At 45.3% G+C, this 15,416-nt stretch carries 15 protein-coding genes; 10 read left to right on the top strand and 5 right to left on the bottom strand.

Annotation, left to right across the window (positions count from 1 at the left end):
* Positions 1-3 precede the first annotated feature (3 nt).
* Positions 4-492 carry a gluconokinase gene (locus tag QUA57_RS12590; RefSeq protein ID WP_333037532.1) on the top strand — a complete coding sequence of 163 codons (489 nt, stop codon included), beginning with the start codon at positions 4-6 and terminating at the stop codon, positions 490-492.
* A 325-nt stretch (positions 493-817) separates the two neighbouring features.
* On the opposite strand, the gene QUA57_RS12585 is transcribed toward QUA57_RS12590, so the two are convergent.
* The gene (locus tag QUA57_RS12585) at positions 818-1,795 is read right to left on the bottom strand and encodes a carbohydrate kinase (protein ID WP_333061189.1); all 978 of its coding nucleotides are present in this window, start codon (positions 1,793-1,795) and stop codon (positions 818-820) included.
* A gap of 443 nt (positions 1,796-2,238) precedes the next feature.
* On the opposite strand from QUA57_RS12585, the gene QUA57_RS12580 reads away from it, so the two are divergent.
* The 7 genes from QUA57_RS12580 to QUA57_RS12555 all read left to right on the top strand — a co-directional run bounded on the left by QUA57_RS12580 (position 2,239) and on the right by QUA57_RS12555 (position 7,911).
* Positions 2,239-2,514, top strand: a complete 276-nt coding sequence (locus QUA57_RS12580) for a photosynthetic electron transport-dependent transcriptional regulator PedR (protein ID WP_006633901.1) — start codon at positions 2,239-2,241, stop codon at positions 2,512-2,514.
* 34 nt (positions 2,515-2,548) lie between these two features.
* Positions 2,549-2,830 carry a hypothetical protein gene (locus QUA57_RS12575; RefSeq protein WP_333061263.1) on the top strand — a complete coding sequence of 94 codons (282 nt, stop codon included), beginning with the start codon at positions 2,549-2,551 and terminating at the stop codon, positions 2,828-2,830.
* A 144-nt stretch (positions 2,831-2,974) separates the two neighbouring features.
* Entirely contained in the window at positions 2,975-4,252 is a 1,278-nt protein-coding gene (gene hisS, locus QUA57_RS12570; RefSeq protein ID WP_333061187.1) for a histidine--tRNA ligase, read from the top strand.
* A gap of 273 nt (positions 4,253-4,525) precedes the next feature.
* Complete coding sequence (locus QUA57_RS12565; RefSeq protein WP_333061185.1) at positions 4,526-5,275, top strand: Uma2 family endonuclease; 750 nt, start codon at positions 4,526-4,528, stop codon at positions 5,273-5,275.
* A gap of 96 nt (positions 5,276-5,371) precedes the next feature.
* On the top strand, positions 5,372-6,505 hold the full coding sequence (locus QUA57_RS12560) for a DNA cytosine methyltransferase (RefSeq protein ID WP_333061183.1): 1,134 nt from the start codon (positions 5,372-5,374) through the stop codon (positions 6,503-6,505).
* Between the two features lie 9 nt (positions 6,506-6,514).
* Positions 6,515-7,123 (top strand): deaminase domain-containing protein, encoded by a 609-nt coding sequence (locus tag QUA57_RS28695; protein WP_445304473.1) that lies wholly within the window; start codon positions 6,515-6,517, stop codon positions 7,121-7,123.
* A gap of 140 nt (positions 7,124-7,263) precedes the next feature.
* Entirely contained in the window at positions 7,264-7,911 is a 648-nt protein-coding gene (locus tag QUA57_RS12555; RefSeq protein ID WP_333061181.1) for a hypothetical protein, read from the top strand.
* A gap of 205 nt (positions 7,912-8,116) precedes the next feature.
* Here the strand turns inward: QUA57_RS12555 and QUA57_RS12550 are convergent, their stop codons facing one another.
* The 4 genes from QUA57_RS12550 to QUA57_RS12535 form a co-directional block, all read right to left on the bottom strand.
* Complete coding sequence (locus tag QUA57_RS12550; protein WP_333061180.1) at positions 8,117-8,350, bottom strand: KGG domain-containing protein; 234 nt, start codon at positions 8,348-8,350, stop codon at positions 8,117-8,119.
* A gap of 238 nt (positions 8,351-8,588) precedes the next feature.
* The gene (locus tag QUA57_RS12545; protein ID WP_333061178.1) at positions 8,589-8,921 is read right to left on the bottom strand and encodes a DUF6766 family protein; all 333 of its coding nucleotides are present in this window, start codon (positions 8,919-8,921) and stop codon (positions 8,589-8,591) included.
* Positions 8,922-9,162: 241 nt separating this feature from the next.
* On the bottom strand, positions 9,163-10,377 hold the full coding sequence (locus tag QUA57_RS12540) for a class I SAM-dependent methyltransferase (RefSeq protein ID WP_333061177.1): 1,215 nt from the start codon (positions 10,375-10,377) through the stop codon (positions 9,163-9,165).
* 232 nt (positions 10,378-10,609) lie between these two features.
* Positions 10,610-11,794 (bottom strand): NAD(P)H-quinone oxidoreductase subunit H, encoded by a 1,185-nt coding sequence (locus QUA57_RS12535; protein WP_333037518.1) that lies wholly within the window; start codon positions 11,792-11,794, stop codon positions 10,610-10,612.
* 57 nt (positions 11,795-11,851) lie between these two features.
* Here QUA57_RS12535 and rsmH point away from each other — a divergent pair, with 57 nt between their 5' ends.
* Positions 11,852-12,754, top strand: a complete 903-nt coding sequence (gene rsmH, locus QUA57_RS12530) for a 16S rRNA (cytosine(1402)-N(4))-methyltransferase RsmH (protein ID WP_333037517.1) — start codon at positions 11,852-11,854, stop codon at positions 12,752-12,754.
* A 562-nt stretch (positions 12,755-13,316) separates the two neighbouring features.
* A complete protein-coding gene (locus QUA57_RS12525; protein WP_333061175.1) occupies positions 13,317-14,990 on the top strand; it encodes a SpoIIE family protein phosphatase in 1,674 nt (557 codons plus the stop codon).
* Positions 14,991-15,416 lie beyond the last annotated feature (426 nt).

Here is a 15,416-nt window from a genome sequence, read left to right as displayed (position 1 = left end):
GCCATGATTACGATCGTGATGGGAGTCTCAGGTTCTGGCAAAACTACTGTTGGTAAGTTGCTGGCGCAATCTCTCAACTGGGATTTCAGCGATGCTGACGATTTTCACCCATCAGCTAATATCGATAAAATGAGTCGGGGCATTCCTTTAGAAGATGCGGATCGCCTTCCTTGGCTATTACAATTGCAAGCCGCAATAGACAGGTGGCTGTTAGAAAATAAAAATGTGGTTTTGGCTTGTTCTGCTTTAAAAGCATCCTACCGCGAAATGCTCTACCGAGACCAAAAGCGAATGAAGATAGTTTATCTCAAATGTTCTTTTCAGCTATTAGCCACAAGGTTAAAAAATCGCGAAAATCACTACATGAAAGCAGACTTGCTGTTAAGTCAGTTAGACAGTCTCGAAGAACCTGAAGATGCAATTATCATAGATGCTTCGCAGCCGTTAGAGTTAATCTTGCGCCAAATTAGAATTCATCTGATGTGCGGTTAATTGCCCACAATAAAACCTGTGATACCAAATCTGGCTTCAATACCCCTTGATTTCTTAGTTTCTCTCAGCTAGAAGGAGAGTTTGTATAGAAATCCTCGCATCATTTGTGAATTTCTTACTCCCGAGCGAGCTGGTTCGGGGAGGGTTGCGCGGGGGGGAAAAATTTACTACTCCTGCAAGGATTGCTATAGAGTATGGATTTCAAACAGCCGGATTGAGGTTTTTTAAGGCGGATTTAGTATAAAAGTTATTTTTTTTCTGATAAACCGAGTTTCTGAACCAAATTTAGCCCCCTCTCCGTTTCCATGCTGATAGGTTTGCGGCCTTAATTTTTGTACAAATATAAGAAAGCTTCTACTTCAGCCGCAGTAGGTTGAGATCTAATTGCGCCCGGTTTCATCGCTGTCATGGCACCTACCGCACTGGCATAAGTTACAATTGTTTGGGCTATTTTGGGATCGGCTAAATTCTTAATTCCCTGCTTGCACAACTGTCGCACAAAACCAGCTAGAAATGCGTCGCCAGCCCCTGTTGTATCCTCAACATCTACTGTAAATGCGGGGATTTTTCCTTCATTTTCCGAGATACAATAAGCGCAACCTTTTTCGCCCGCAGTCACCAAAACGCCTTCTACAGAATCGAGACGGTAGGTAATAGCTCCAGCATCGGTAGTGTCAAACAACCATTCGGCTTCTTCCTCAGATAACTTGACAAAATCAACTTTTTTTAAAATTTTTCTAATGCGCGCTTTTGCTTCGTCTGGATTTTGCCAAAACACGGGACGCCAATTGATGTCAAGTATAATTTTAACGTCATACTGTTCTGCTAGTTCGATCGCTCGGACGATCGCCTCTCGACTTTCAGGATAAGCTAATTCTAAAGTACCTAGCACTAAATATTCGGCATTTTCAAACAACACTTCGGGTAGTTCTGCAGCAAGGAGGCGGGTGTCTGCAAAATCCGCAGTATCAAATTCGCCAAAACCGGCAAAATTTCGATCGCCCGCTTCATTCCGCAAGACATAAACTTGCCGCGTCGGCGCACTTGGATGTCGCTGCACTCCAGCGATATCAACCCCTACTTCTTGCAATACCTGCACTAGGGAATTCCCCAATTCATCCCCACCTACAGCACCGATAAATCCCGCCGCCGTCCCCAATTTAACCAAAGCACAGGCAACATTAGCAGGAGCACCGCCGGGATATGCCGTCCAAGATTCTACCTCTTCGAGAGATACTCCTGGTTTGTCTGCTAAACAATCAAATAAAACTTCACCCAGACACAGAACGCGAGGATAAGTCATAGAAATTTGAGATTTTAGATTTGAGATTTTAGACCAGCAGTAGACAGGTCAATAATGATTTTTAACCCATCCCAGAAAAATTGCAAGCTATTTTTTTATGGCTGCTCCTATAATATCAGACTTACTGATATTGGCAGTTACTCCCTAAAGGCTGAAATATAGTGCGGTCTTATAAGTTAGTTGTTTTACGCGCAAACATCTGCAGGTTGGGCCCGGATGTCAGATGCGCGTAGGTAAAGGCAGCATCTGCCACCCGACGCACAAGCAGTGGTGGCTGCGCGTCTTGCCGTGTGCGCGCTGGGTTTGCACTCCTGGCCATTCTACAAGCGAGTTTGTGCTTCGGGCCCGAAAGAGTAGCACAGCAAATTTAATTTTCTCTTCATACTCGATCCCTCATCCTTTAGAATTGTAGATAGGTAAATATGCAGACATAGGAAAAATTTATGAGTGGGATTGTCTCTGGGACCCCTGTCACCCTGTCGGACAGAGAATTGCAAGTGGTAGAGTTAGTAGCGGCCGGATTGACTAATGAGAAAATCGCCGAAAAGTTAGAGATTAGCAAGCGTACAGTTGACAACCACATTAGCAATATCTTGAACAAGACGCGCGCTGACAATCGAGTTACGCTTGTACGCTGGGCGTTGCAGTGGGGAAAGGTATGTTTGGACAATATTAACTGCTGTCCTCTACCGCGGCCGATCGATAAAGAAGTATCTTAAGTAGGGATTTTGGTTGGGGACAGGCAAAGAAATGATGCAAACGGCACAAGAAAAACAACTCCGCTATCAAATTCAATGCCCTGGATTGCCACTGGCGGTGTATCGCGAAGTGGCGATCCATTTGCGTCAAGTTGAAGGGGTGGAAACCGGTTTAATTCCGCAGCAGTCGCAGCGGTTTGATTACTACGACAGCCAAGTTGGGGGTTTGTGGATACAGTATCCTGAAGGGTTCGATTTGGCAGGTCGCGAGCGGGTCGATCGCATTTTGGCTTATTATGGCGATCGTTACGGAGCGTGGGAATTATTAAGTCATTAGTTATTGGGAATTGTTAGTTGTTGACTGTTGACTGTTAACTGTTAACTGTTAACTCTTGACTAATAACTAATGACTCATGGCTAATGACTAATGACTAATTACTAATCACAACTGACTACTGCCAACTGACTACTGACTAACAAAATGAGTGCAATTAAAACTTTACCGGGAACGCGGGATATTTTGCCCGCTGAAATTCAATATTGGCAAAATATAGAAGAAGTCGCTAGAACAATTTTGAAAAAAGCGGCTTATCGAGAAATTCGGACGCCAATTTTTGAACAGACATCTTTATTTGAACGCGGCATCGGCGAAGCTACCGATGTCGTAGGCAAAGAAATGTACACTTTTAAGGATAAGGGCGATCGATCGACTACTTTGCGCCCAGAAGGCACCGCCGGGGTAGTCCGAGCTTTTATTCAAAACAGTTTGTACGCAGCAGGAGACGTACAGCGTCTGTGGTATGCGGGGCCCATGTTTCGCTACGAACGCGCGCAAGAGGGAAGACAGCGGCAGTTCAATCAAATTGGCGTGGAAGTCTTGGGGAGTGCGAATCCTCGTGCGGATGTCGAAGTAATTGCGATCGCCTGCGACATCCTGCAAACTCTCGGTTTAAAAAATTTGCGACTAGATATTAACTCTGTCGGAAATAAGGAAGACAGACAAAATTATCGGCAAGCATTAATAGATTATTTTACACCGTACAAATCCGAATTAGACGCCGATTCCCAAGACCGCTTGACTCGAAACCCGCTGCGGATTTTGGACAGCAAAAATCAGCGTACTCAAGAAATTGTAGCTAGTGCGCCGAGCATTTTAGAATATTTGGGAGAGGAGTCGCGATCGCACTTCGAGCAAGTGCAGCTTATGCTCACAAATTTAGGAATTAGCTATCAGTTAAATCCTCGATTAGTGCGCGGTTTAGATTACTATACCTACACCGCATTTGAAATTATCTCCGACGATTTGGGAGCGCAAGCAACAGTTTGCGGAGGCGGCCGCTACGACGGTTTAGTAAAGGAATTGGGCGGCCCAGATACGGCGGCAGTCGGTTGGGCAATGGGTATCGAAAGGTTGATTATCCTGCTGCAAAAGTTGCAACCTTTGCCCGTGCCAAAGTTAGATTTTTATTTGGTATCCAGGGGCGAAAAAGCAGAACAGCAATCGGTATTGTTAGCTCAAAAATTGCGAAGTGCGGGGTTTAGTGTCGAGATAGATTTGAGCGGTAGTGCTTTCGGGAAACAGTTTAAAAGAGCCGATCGCAGCGGTGCGGTTGGGTGTTTAGTTTTGGGAGATGCGGAAGCTGAAAACGAGACGGTACAATTGAAGTGGTTGGCGAGTGGTGAACAAAGTGCGATCGCACAATCAGAACTGCTAGCAATGACCACCGAACTAAAGCAGAAGATCGTAGCTGCATATTAAGTCCGACAGGGAATGAATTCCCTGCCTCAAAGCGAAAGTCCTCGCTATGAGGACTAATTATTTTAACAGTCTTCTTCTCAGTCCTCTTAAGAGGACTTTCGCTATTAGCCAGGGGTTGAAACCCCTGGCGGACTGTCGGCTTAAGTCGTTACTAATTGGCTCTGCCCGGTAACGCATATCCAGAGGCTCTGCCTCGTCATTAAGCCATTAACATTAATCCCAAAAACCAAGAGATATAATTTAAGCATTAAAACATTTAACCTCTGATAAACTATGTCGGTAGGAACTAAAAACCTAGAAACAAAACTCACAATCACTTGGCCGCTACTACCAGAAGATTTTCAACTACCAGACGACCCCGTGGAAGACGAAAGCCAACCATTATTAGCCGCAGCTTTGCGCCAGCCGCTAACAGCATTTCCAGAATTAATGCAGGATGCCTTAATTGTTTCCAACTTTGCATTGTGTGCCGGCCTAAGTTTCCCAGGTTCAAGCAGCGACGAACAGCGCATTATCTGCAAAGCACCCGATTGGATGTACGTGAAACCCGTCAATCCAAAAAATGTCTCTCAAGTACGCCGTAGTTACACGCCACACACAGAAGGAACCATCCCCCAAATTGTGATGGAGTTTCTTTCAGAAACCTATGGAGAAGAATACTCCGTTGAATTTACCTCGCGGGTGGGAAAGTGGTATTTTTACGAGCAAGTAATCAAAGTACCGAGATACGTCATATTCCGAGCAAAAACAGCTCATTTAGAAGTTTACGATTTAGAATCAGAGCACTACAACTTGCAAAAACCCGATGAAAATGGACGTTATTGGATACCGGGATTAAACTTGTTTTTAGGAGTTTGGGAAGGAACCCACGAAGGAAGGACAGGCTGTTGGTTGAGGTGGTGGGATGCAGAAGGCGAGTTATTGCTGTGGTCGGAAGAAAGAGCCGATCGCGAACGACTCCGCGCTGAAAGATTGGCCGAAAAACTGCGTCAAGCGGGGATCGAGTTAGATGATGAAGAGTGAAAGATCAATTGATGAGTCGAGTTCGATCGGGTTTTGGTATGATGACACTCTTGTGGTGCGGGCATCCAGCCCGCCCTTGGCTAACTTTACACTCCTATGTTAATCGAACCTCTCCAGCCGATCGCCTGGACAAAAAAACCGCGACTCATCTCCTTATTTTCTGGTTGCGGCGGCATGGATTTGCCATTCCACCAAGCCGGATTTGAGGTAGTTTGGGCGATCGACTCCAATCAATACGCCTGCAAAACATTCAGCAGAAACATCGCTGATGTCATCATCAACGACAGCATAGAAAATATAGACATTGTACAAGTTCCCGAAGCAGAAATATGTATAGGAGGGTTCCCCTGTCAAGATTTCTCCCTAATTTGGAAACGTCCGGGACTTGAAGGAACCAGAGGTAATTTATATACATACTTTCTCGATTTTGTAAATAAAAAAAAGCCCAAAGTTTTTGTAGCAGAAAACGTCAAAGGCTTATTAAGTGCAAATAATTATCAAGCAATAAAACAAATAATTTCTGACTTTGAAAGTATCGCTCCAGGCTACTTAGTTAAACCTAAACTTTACAACTTTGCTGATTACGGAGTTCCCCAATTTCGCCAAAGAGTGTTATTAGTTGGCATTCGGATGGATACAGGATTTAACTTTGTGCATCCTCAGCCAGAATACGGGCCAAATCGCAATAATCCCTATCGAACTGCGGGCGAAGCGCTCAAAAATGTGGAAGCAGTTCTTGACAATAACAAACATCATAAAATTCAATCCCGCACCGTGGAAATTTTAAATCGGATTAAACCGGGAGGCAATTTTTCTGATATTCCCAAGGACAGTCCATACTATGTCAAAGGCATGATCAGTCACGTTTATCGGCGAATTCATCCAGATAAACCATCATCAACAATCATTGCTGGTGGAGGTGGCGGAACTTGGGGTTATCATTATTTAGAACCGCGTTCTTTGACGAATCGTGAAAGGGCAAGATTGCAAACATTTCCCGATGATTTTGTTTTTGAAGGTTCTACGACTGAAGTGCGGCGGCAGATTGGCAATGCAGTGCCGCCGCAGGGAATCGCTGCTGTTGTTGAGGCTTTGATTCCGTTATTTAAGAGGGATTATCCCCAAGTTGATTTATATGAAATGAGTAAAAAGTTGCAGGGGATGTCTATTCAGGAACGATTAAAATGGGCTGAAGAAGAGGTGTCCGAGCAGAGTTTGCAGTTAATTTGAAAGTGTAGTATAATTAAAATACCTGAGTCTGACGGGGCTTTAAGCTTATGTCTAAGTCAGGTTATATATATTTTTATTTTTAAATCAAATATTAATCGCCTGAAAAAAAACTTAACTACAGGAAACCCCTCGAGAAACACACCTCATTACGAAGATCCTCAAGACATACCTGAGCAGTTTGCGGACATCGTAGAGGAACTACGGACTAAGGCTCAAGAGGTTCGCTCGCTCCATATTAGAAAACCCAGTTCTGGTAATGCTGCGGCTGCCAAACTCGAACTAGAAACTGGCCGAGTTTATAGCAAAGAAGCTACCAGCAAGAAAAAGCCTCTCAATATTCCAGGCAGAGACAATGGGCCAAAGTTGTTTTTTCAGGAAAGGATTGACAGAGCAGCACTCCATAATAATTACAACAAAGAACACGCCGAGTACAAGCTCTTCAATGCACTTGCAGAAGAGTTGGAAGGAGATAGTGTACCTTCTGAGGCGACAGGAAGGCTTTACCTTTACACGGAGATGGAGATGTGTTCTGGCTGCAACACTACCTGCGATGAAGACTTTGCTAGGTTGTTCCCGAACATTGAAGTGATTATCTTCTACAAGGAACCATATCCGTAGAAATAGAGGATAAAAAGCCAGTAGAGTCAAGGAAGGCTTTACTGGCATCTCTGGGTAAGGTAGAATGGAGGTGATATGAATCTTAAAATTAGCTTGATCTTGGTTGACTATCAAGGGAAATACATAAGGAGGGAAAGCCAATGATAAAGTTTGATCTAGGTCACTACACCGATTTTAAATTGCCCAGCAACTCAACTATTCCAGAGCAATTACAGCAAACACTTCAGACGGTTTGGGACAGAAAATATGACGATTTATACGAAACAGGTGGAAAGTGCAATGTAGAAGAAGCCTTTGTAGAAGTAATGACAGCCTTTGGAATGCCTAATGATCCAATATCCCATCAGCGATACGTCTATATGGCTTATGGAATAGCATTAGCAGCTAAAGCGACCATTAAACATTACTTTCCTGAAGAACACAAAGCTGATATCGTTGAAGGAATTGTATCTTGTTGGCTGAAGGATAGTTGTGAAATCCCAGAAACTTGGGCAGATACCTTGTTTCCTAATATCAACAAAATTGGAAAATATCAAGCTAGTAACGAAGCTTATAATATTTTCTACGGCTTGCTGCAAACACTCAACACCAAAACAGCATATCATGCCATCTTGGATATTTTGTATGATGCCATTACCGGGGACGCCATTTCTGGTTTTACTGAAGCCCGACGAGATATGTTTAATTGGTGGTTGATCGAGGTTGTTCCTGCTGCCTATTGTTTAAAGCTACCATCTACTTTATATTCTGGAAAATGGGAATTTCCGCCACTGAGTCAGTGCGCTTAAGTGATGACAAAAGTAATTGAAAAAGAGTGCGTGTGGCTGCTTCAAGTTAACTTAACGCACCATCAAACTCTTCAAGATTCTCCCCTTATCCTCCCTCAACCCCTTACAGTGCACCAAAACCCCAAAACTCACCAAACTAGAAGTTCCAATACGGATTGAAACTTCTAGTCTCGCTTGGAAAAGAATCAGGACACGCACTCAAGAACTACTTATTTCCCTTTTTGTGAGAACTTTTGCCGCCTTCGCGACCGATCTCTGACATATGCTCCCGATCTTGGCTGACTGTTTCGCCACCCTTGCGACCAGCCTCTTTCGCTTCCTGGGAAGTAAACTCATGTGCTGTTCCTTTTTCGTGGGCAGCTTTTCCGCCTTGGCTGGCAATTTCCCGCTGTTTATCCTCATCCATTGATGCGAATCCACGGTTGCTTGTATCTGTCATGATGCAACTCCTTTATACTCAACTTTTTCCTATTGGTTGACAGGTTAAAAAACTTGCAAAACCTGTTTTAGTGATAGTAATTACTTGCAAGTTATAGGTCATTCTAAAAAAACTAAAAATATGGATGCCTCTACCTAAAAGAGTAGTTTTGAACTAATGATGATGTCGCTGTCAAAACAGATTTATTTTACCTAGCTCTACTAATTTAGGTAACAGTTAAACGCCCCAAAAGGCTTTGTTAATCTTTTCCTGTTGGGTCCTTCGGGCGATTCCCTTCGGGATAGCTTCGCTTCACGACTGGTTTGGATTCGGGCGAACCCTTTTGCCGCAAGAAAAGAGACAAAACTGTGAGTGTGACGTTCGACAGAAACTCGCTCTCCCAGTTTTCAAAGAGCGCTTCGATAAATTGACCGCTTCCAAGATACTCAACAACACAAATCTGGTGCTGCTGGCGATCTTTTAGTTCTTGACTGTAGTCGTGATAACCCGTGATGATTTGACCTACCAGTGAGAAAAATAACAGCCGGAACATGAGTAGGCTGAGGCTGTTTTCTCGAAAAAAACCTCCCATAGGAGTGGGTTGATGTTTTGCTACAGGGCTGGGATAAGGATAAAGTGCGATCGGGCTTACCGTACTGGAAAGCCTACGGCGTACAGCCTTTATCCTTCCTTCTACTCAATGCCTGCTTTAACTAACGTGAGGTTATGAGGAAAACTTCTGGGTCATCATCTAGCCAGAGGAGGAGGAGGCTCTTATGGACGAAGCCTATATCGTTCCTCAATATGAGAACACGTACATTTCCCCAAAATAATTAATCAGGCACCATCAAACCCTTCAATATTCTCCCCTTTTCCTCCTCCCTCAACCCCTTACACTGCACCAAAACCCCAAAACCCCCCAAACCCATCGGATCGATCAACTGATGCAAAGCCTCCCGGCGCCGCAAAAACGTTGCCAAATCCAATGCTTCCGCATCATTTGTAGACAGAGAAGCAAGGCGATCGCCCAAACCCAACGCCATCAAAAACAAAGCCTGCTGAGTAAACCCTACCACATCCAAACCGCACAATTCACCCTGCCTTTCTAGGGCTGTAAAATTAACATGAGCCGTTAAATCTTGCCGCCCCACATTAATATAAGGATTATTGTGATATCGGTGCAGATAATAACACTGTAGCGTCCCCTCTCTGCGCCTCGGATTGTAATAGCGGTGCGCCGGATAACCATAATCAATAGTTAACAAATATCCCCGTTGCAACTTTTGAGCAACTGTACTCATCCAGTCCAAAGCCGCCAAATTTACCTCACTGCGATAACCATTCCCATAAACACTCGCCGACAAATCGAGTCCCACCAAATCAAAATATTCAGCAATTTTAGGCGTAGAAACTTCGCCAAATATCTCAACAATTTTTATTTCTTCTTGCTCATTTTTTGGTGTTTCTGCGGCAACATAAATCTCCCTAACTTGCCCTTCTTCCAGAATGAATTGATGCACGGGGAAAGCATCCACTAACTCATTAGAAAAGAAACAACCGATTATTGAATTATTAACTATCTCATCCCAATTGCACCACTTAACGCACTTGATATCACCTAACTTTTGGCGTTGTTCCGCTTGAAGTCTTGGCGAAATTTCAACAATTATGTATGTTAAATTTTTAAATAAGTCGGGATGTTGCCGTTGCAGATATTTCAGCAAATTTTCGGCAAAAATTCCCCGCCCAGCGCCCATTTCTACGATCGCGAAATTGAAAGGGCGATCGAGCAATTCCCACATTTCCACAAACTGCTCTGCCAAAACCTCCGCAAAATCAGCCCCCCAATGAGACGACGTGATAAAATCGCCTTGTTTGCCGATCGACTGGCGATCGCTATTATAATAACCGTGCTGCGGATGATATAATGCCAAGTCCATATATTCAGCAAAAGTAATACGCCCTTGCGGACTGGTGGCAATTCTTTCGCAGATTAAAGCACAGAGATCCGGATTGCGGTCATTGATATCTGGTTGCTGGACTTTCATAATTTATCGAATCAAAGTTGATGTTATTTCATTTGTGAAGGAGAGATTTTTTTTATTAACCGCAGAGGGCGCAGAGGGCACAGAGGAAGAGAGAAGAGAGAAATCAGGTATATTTTAGCTACCTTAACAGCAAAATTAATCGATATCTATCCGCGTTTATCTGGGGTTCAAAAAAATCAACCCGGTTCCCTAAAAAAACCGGGTTAATTTCTTAGATAAAAATCGACAAAACCTACCTGTCAACCGAGCCCATAATAATGTCGATACTCCCCAAAATTGCCACCAAATCCGCAATCTTCACGCCCCGCACAATGTGAGGCAAAATCTGCAAATTATTAAAATCTGCAGCCCGAATCTTCCAGCGCCAAGGAAACACACTATCATCCCCGATAATATAAATCCCCAACTCACCCTTGCCGCTTTCAACGCGGACATAATGTTCGCCCTTGGGAATCTTAAAAGTCGGCGCTACTTTTTTGCCAATAAACTGATAGTCAAAACCATTCCATTCAGATTTGGGACCGCTTTCGAGTCGCTTCGCTTCCAAATTCTCGTAAGAACCGCCGGGGAGTCCTTTCAAGGCTTGATAGATAATCTTAACAGACTCGCGCATCTCCCGAATCCGTACTAAATACCGGGCTAAACAATCGCCAGCAGCTTCGGTACAAACTTCCCAGTCGAAGTCGTCATAACATTCGTAATGGTCAACTTTCCGCAAATCCCAATTTACGCCGGAACCCCGCAACATAGGGCCGGATAGTCCCCAGTTAATCGCTTCTTCGCGAGAAATAGTACCCAGGCCTTCAATCCGGCGACGGAAGATTGGATTGTTGGTAATTAAACGTTCGTACTCGTCAATTTTGGGAATGAAGTAATCGCAGAAATCTTCGCACTTATCTACCCAACCGTAGGGCAAATCTGCGGCGACTCCGCCAATGCGGAAATAGTTATTATTCACCATGCGATAACCTGTGGCTGCTTCCCACAAGTCGAGAATTGGTTCGCGATCGCGCATAGTATAGAAAAAAGGAGTTTGCGCGCCCACGTCCGCCAAAAACGGTCCTACCCACATCAAGTGGTTAGCAATCCGGTTCAACTCCAGCATAATTACCCGAATATAACTAGCCCGTTTCGGGACAGCAATATTTGCCAACTTTTCCGGTGCATTCACTGTCACCGCTTCGTTAAACATCCCCGCAGCGTAGTCCCAGCGGCTCACGTAGGGCACGTACATCACGTTGGTGCGATTTTCGGCAATTTTTTCCATCCCCCGGTGCAGATAGCCCAAAACAGGCTCGCAGTCCACCACATCTTCCCCGTCCAGGGTGACAATTAACCGGAGTACCCCGTGCATGGATGGGTGGTGCGGCCCCATGTTGAGCACCATCGGTTCGGTTCTAGTCTCAATTCTTGACATAATTAAATGAATTAATGATTACTGACTATTGTTGATTTTTGTTTCGCTTTATAGATTATGAAGGATATCGAGCTCTCTGAGAAGGATACCCCTGGATCAGATGTCAGTATTGACACCTATCACGTTCCAGTTTTGGGTCAAGAATTAATTGCGGGTTTGGCTGTGCGTCCAGGCGGACACTATTTGGACGCGACGCTTGGGGGCGGCGGACACACGAGTTTGATTTTAGCGGCGGCGCCAGATGTTACAGTGGTGGCGATCGACCGCGATGAACAAGCCATCCGTTTTTGCCAAGCCCGATTTGCCAACTCTCCCGTTGAGTTTTGGCACGGCAACTTTGCTGAATATCAGTCCCCAGAGGCCGAATTTGATGGTATCATAGCAGACTTGGGCGTCAGCTCTGCTCAGTTCGATACACCGGAACGAGGATTTAGTTTTCGCCACCCAGCTCAACTAGATATGCGTATGAACCAGCAGCAATCTTTGACGGCAGAAGAGATTATCAACCACTGGGAAGAAGTTAAACTAGCAGATATTATTTACAAGTACGGCGAGGAGCGACTGTCGCGGCGCATCGCAAGGCGGATTGTGCAAGGGCGTCCTTTTCAAACAACAACAGAACTTGCAGGCGCGATCGCCTCCAGCTTCCCCCCCAAGCAGCGCAACGGCAGAATCCATCCGGCCACCCGTACTTTCCAAGCTTTAAGGATAGCTGTCAACTCCGAACTCGCTTCTTTAGAAACTTTCCTCAACCAAGCCCCAAGGTGGTTAAAACCCGGTGGGAGAATCGGAATCATTACATTTCACAGTCTCGAAGACCGACCAGTCAAGCACCAACTCAGAGGAACACCCAATTTGCAGGTACTGACAAAAAAGCCGATCGGGCCACAATCCGAAGAAGTCGCTAGAAATCCCCGCTCTCGTTCTGCTAAGCTCAGACTGGCAGAAAGAATAACTTGATTCGGCAGTAGTAATATGCTTGCTGCAAAAAGTTCAGAGATTAGGGAGACTTGCATGCAGCAATCAAGTACGATGCGGCAAAGATGTAGGGAATAGCGCCAACAACCCACCACTAACCCTCCGGGTACAGTGGGGCTTGAAATACAGCCGGTGTTGACCAGACTTAGGTAGCAATACCTGCGTTAGTAGTAAGTGTTAAAATTCACACCGAGGACAGTGCCGAGCTAGTTAAGAACTCTGCAATCAGAGCATTAATTAGCAGTTTTGAATGCTGGTGTGTTTAGAAAACTACCGACTGCTAACAAGGTCATTGCTCGTATCACAGCGTGAAAGCTGACTCGGGAATTTTCCCTATTGAAGCGGCCTACCGAGGCGGGTTACAGTATCGAAAGCCTCTCATCTGTGCGAACAGATGGTGCGAAAGGAATGCTCACCTTGAGGTAAAACGGGTTTCTTTAACTCAACTTGACGTAACTGATATGTTGCATATATCCAGCCCCCCTTTTCCTCCCGCCACCTTGCTGATTACAGCTATGGTGGGGGTTTTCAAGGGGGAAGAAAGATGAGTCGGGGAGATGGAAGCAAGCTGAAACTGATGGTAGTCGATGACGAACCCGACAACTTGGATTTATTGTACCGGACGTTTCGACGCGACTTTCAGGTTTACAAAGCAGATAGCGCCCTCAGCGCCCTGGAAGTTCTAGACGAACAGGGTGAGATGGCGGTGATTATATCTGACCAGCGGATGCCAGAAATGAATGGCACCGAGTTTTTGGGGAAAACAGTCGAGCGATTTCCCGATACGATTCGGATTCTGCTAACGGGATACACCGATGTTGAAGATTTGGTTGAGGCCATCAACTCAGGTCAAGTTTTCAAATACATCACCAAACCGTGGAATCCAGAAGAACTCAAATTGGTGATCAATCAAGCCTCAGATACTTACAAATACTACAAGCAGCGCAGCGTTGCATTGCGCCGCGCTTTACGCAAGGAATCTCTGTTCAATGAGGTAATGAGCGTCATTCGCGGGTCGCTAGATTACTCTAGTATGGTACAAACTATTGTTCAAACCGTAGGTCAAACTTTTGAGGCCAACTATTGTATGCTGCGGCCGGTAGAGAGCGATCGACTATTGCCGAGTACCTTCCCCTACCAAGCCCAAACCGACGAGGCCAGTAGCTTTTCTTTTGATGAAAATTTGCTGGTTCAAGCTGTAGCCACCCGCCAAACTCAAGTGAACTCAAACAGTGGGGGGAATGGTAACTCGGTTGAGATTGCCGTGCCCCTGACTTACCAGCAAGAATTGCTGGCGGTACTGGCTTTGTCCCAGATTGGCGGCACTAACCCTTGGTCGGCAGAAGATATAGAGTTAATAGAAGGTGTAGCAGCTCAAGCTGCTCTCGCCCTGTCTCAAGCTAAGCTCTACCAGCGCACTCTGGATTTAGCCAAGCAGATGCAAAACGAGTTGGAAGTGGCTCGCCAAATCCAAACAAACTTGTTGCGCCAAAGTTGGCCGGATTTTGAAACTGTCAGAGTGCAAGCTTGCTGCTATCCGGCGCGGGAAGTTGGTGGCGACTTTTTTGAAGTCTACGTCCACTCCCAAGGAGATATTTGGATAGCGGTGGGAGATGTTTCGGGTAAGGGAGTTCCGGCTGCTCTATTTATGGCGAGCGCGATTTCGGTGATGAGGCGGGAACTTTCCCAAGAAGTTTCTCCAGAACCCGCTCAAGTTATGCAGAACATGAATAGCAGTATGTCTGACGACCTGATCGGCAACAACCATTTTATTACAATGGTTGTAGCTCGTTACACTCCGTCAACCGGACACCTCGCCTTTGCTAATGCCGGTCACATTTACCCGATTGTTTGGTCTCACTCGGAGGTGAAAGCTCAAGCCGCTAGCGGTAAAACGCCAGCCGAGCCGAATTTCCTGAAAGCTCGTGGCATTCCCTTGGGGATACTACCAGTTTGGAGAGGCAAAGCAGGTACGATCGAATTAAAGTCAGGAGATGTATTTCTGCTGACGAGTGACGGAATTACTGAAGCTAGCGTGACCACTGAAGCGGTCGCAGGGGGTGTACCAACCCGTTCTATGCTACAACAAGAAGGGCTTTGGCAACTCTTGATTCAGGAACCTGGTTCTTTCAACTTGGACAATTTGTTGGCTCACATCCGAGCCGATAATCCCGTTCAGGAAGACGACCAAACCATACTCTCTCTGGAGGTTCTTTGAATCTGTCAGCGACTCCCGACCCATAGTCGGGGGTGAGAGCCGAAAAAACTTAAGCCCTGCTGGTTGACGGTTCACAGAGTAGTCCTGCAAAGGACGGCGTTATCGTCAACAGTAAAAAACCTAGCCGGCGATGGCGCAGCTAGTTTCCTGAATCGCTTTCCTGGGGGATTAAACACCTGTAAAAGGTTAAGGTAGAAGGCATTGGTCAGAAAAAACCAAAGCTTAAAAGCCAGGGATTGAAACAAAGATTTTTTATACCTCGCTGCTTGCAGTCTCGGTATAATTATCAATTGTTAATGGGCTTTAGACCCATAACTAAAGTTTTCAACTATACTCTTAACTTCTGCCTTCTACCGAATCATGAATGCCTGATTTTTAAACAGAAAAGGCTAGTATCCCCCAAGTAGCGACAAGTATTGAGGCCGA

Origin of the sequence: Microcoleus sp. Pol7_B2 (genome assembly GCF_036701035.1) — a bacterium.
Lineage (GTDB): Bacteria > Cyanobacteriota > Cyanobacteriia > Cyanobacteriales > Microcoleaceae > Microcoleus.
The sequence above is the reverse complement of the archived record's forward strand: the minus strand, read 5'-3'. Positions and strand labels throughout refer to the sequence as shown.

Coding starts and splice junctions, on each gene's coding strand:
- QUA57_RS12590 (WP_333037532.1), top strand. CDS start 4: ATGATTACGATCGTGATGGGAGTCTCAGGTTCTGGCAAAACTACTGTT.
- QUA57_RS12585 (WP_333061189.1), bottom strand. CDS start 1,795: ATGACTTATCCTCGCGTTCTGTGTCTGGGTGAAGTTTTATTTGATTGT.
- QUA57_RS12580 (WP_006633901.1), top strand. CDS start 2,239: ATGAGTGGGATTGTCTCTGGGACCCCTGTCACCCTGTCGGACAGAGAA.
- QUA57_RS12575 (WP_333061263.1), top strand. CDS start 2,549: ATGCAAACGGCACAAGAAAAACAACTCCGCTATCAAATTCAATGCCCT.
- hisS (WP_333061187.1), top strand. CDS start 2,975: ATGAGTGCAATTAAAACTTTACCGGGAACGCGGGATATTTTGCCCGCT.
- QUA57_RS12565 (WP_333061185.1), top strand. CDS start 4,526: ATGTCGGTAGGAACTAAAAACCTAGAAACAAAACTCACAATCACTTGG.
- QUA57_RS12560 (WP_333061183.1), top strand. CDS start 5,372: ATGTTAATCGAACCTCTCCAGCCGATCGCCTGGACAAAAAAACCGCGA.
- QUA57_RS12555 (WP_333061181.1), top strand. CDS start 7,264: ATGATAAAGTTTGATCTAGGTCACTACACCGATTTTAAATTGCCCAGC.
- QUA57_RS12550 (WP_333061180.1), bottom strand. CDS start 8,350: ATGACAGATACAAGCAACCGTGGATTCGCATCAATGGATGAGGATAAA.
- QUA57_RS12545 (WP_333061178.1), bottom strand. CDS start 8,921: ATGGGAGGTTTTTTTCGAGAAAACAGCCTCAGCCTACTCATGTTCCGG.
- QUA57_RS12540 (WP_333061177.1), bottom strand. CDS start 10,377: ATGAAAGTCCAGCAACCAGATATCAATGACCGCAATCCGGATCTCTGT.
- QUA57_RS12535 (WP_333037518.1), bottom strand. CDS start 11,794: ATGTCAAGAATTGAGACTAGAACCGAACCGATGGTGCTCAACATGGGG.
- rsmH (WP_333037517.1), top strand. CDS start 11,852: ATGAAGGATATCGAGCTCTCTGAGAAGGATACCCCTGGATCAGATGTC.
- QUA57_RS12525 (WP_333061175.1), top strand. CDS start 13,317: ATGAGTCGGGGAGATGGAAGCAAGCTGAAACTGATGGTAGTCGATGAC.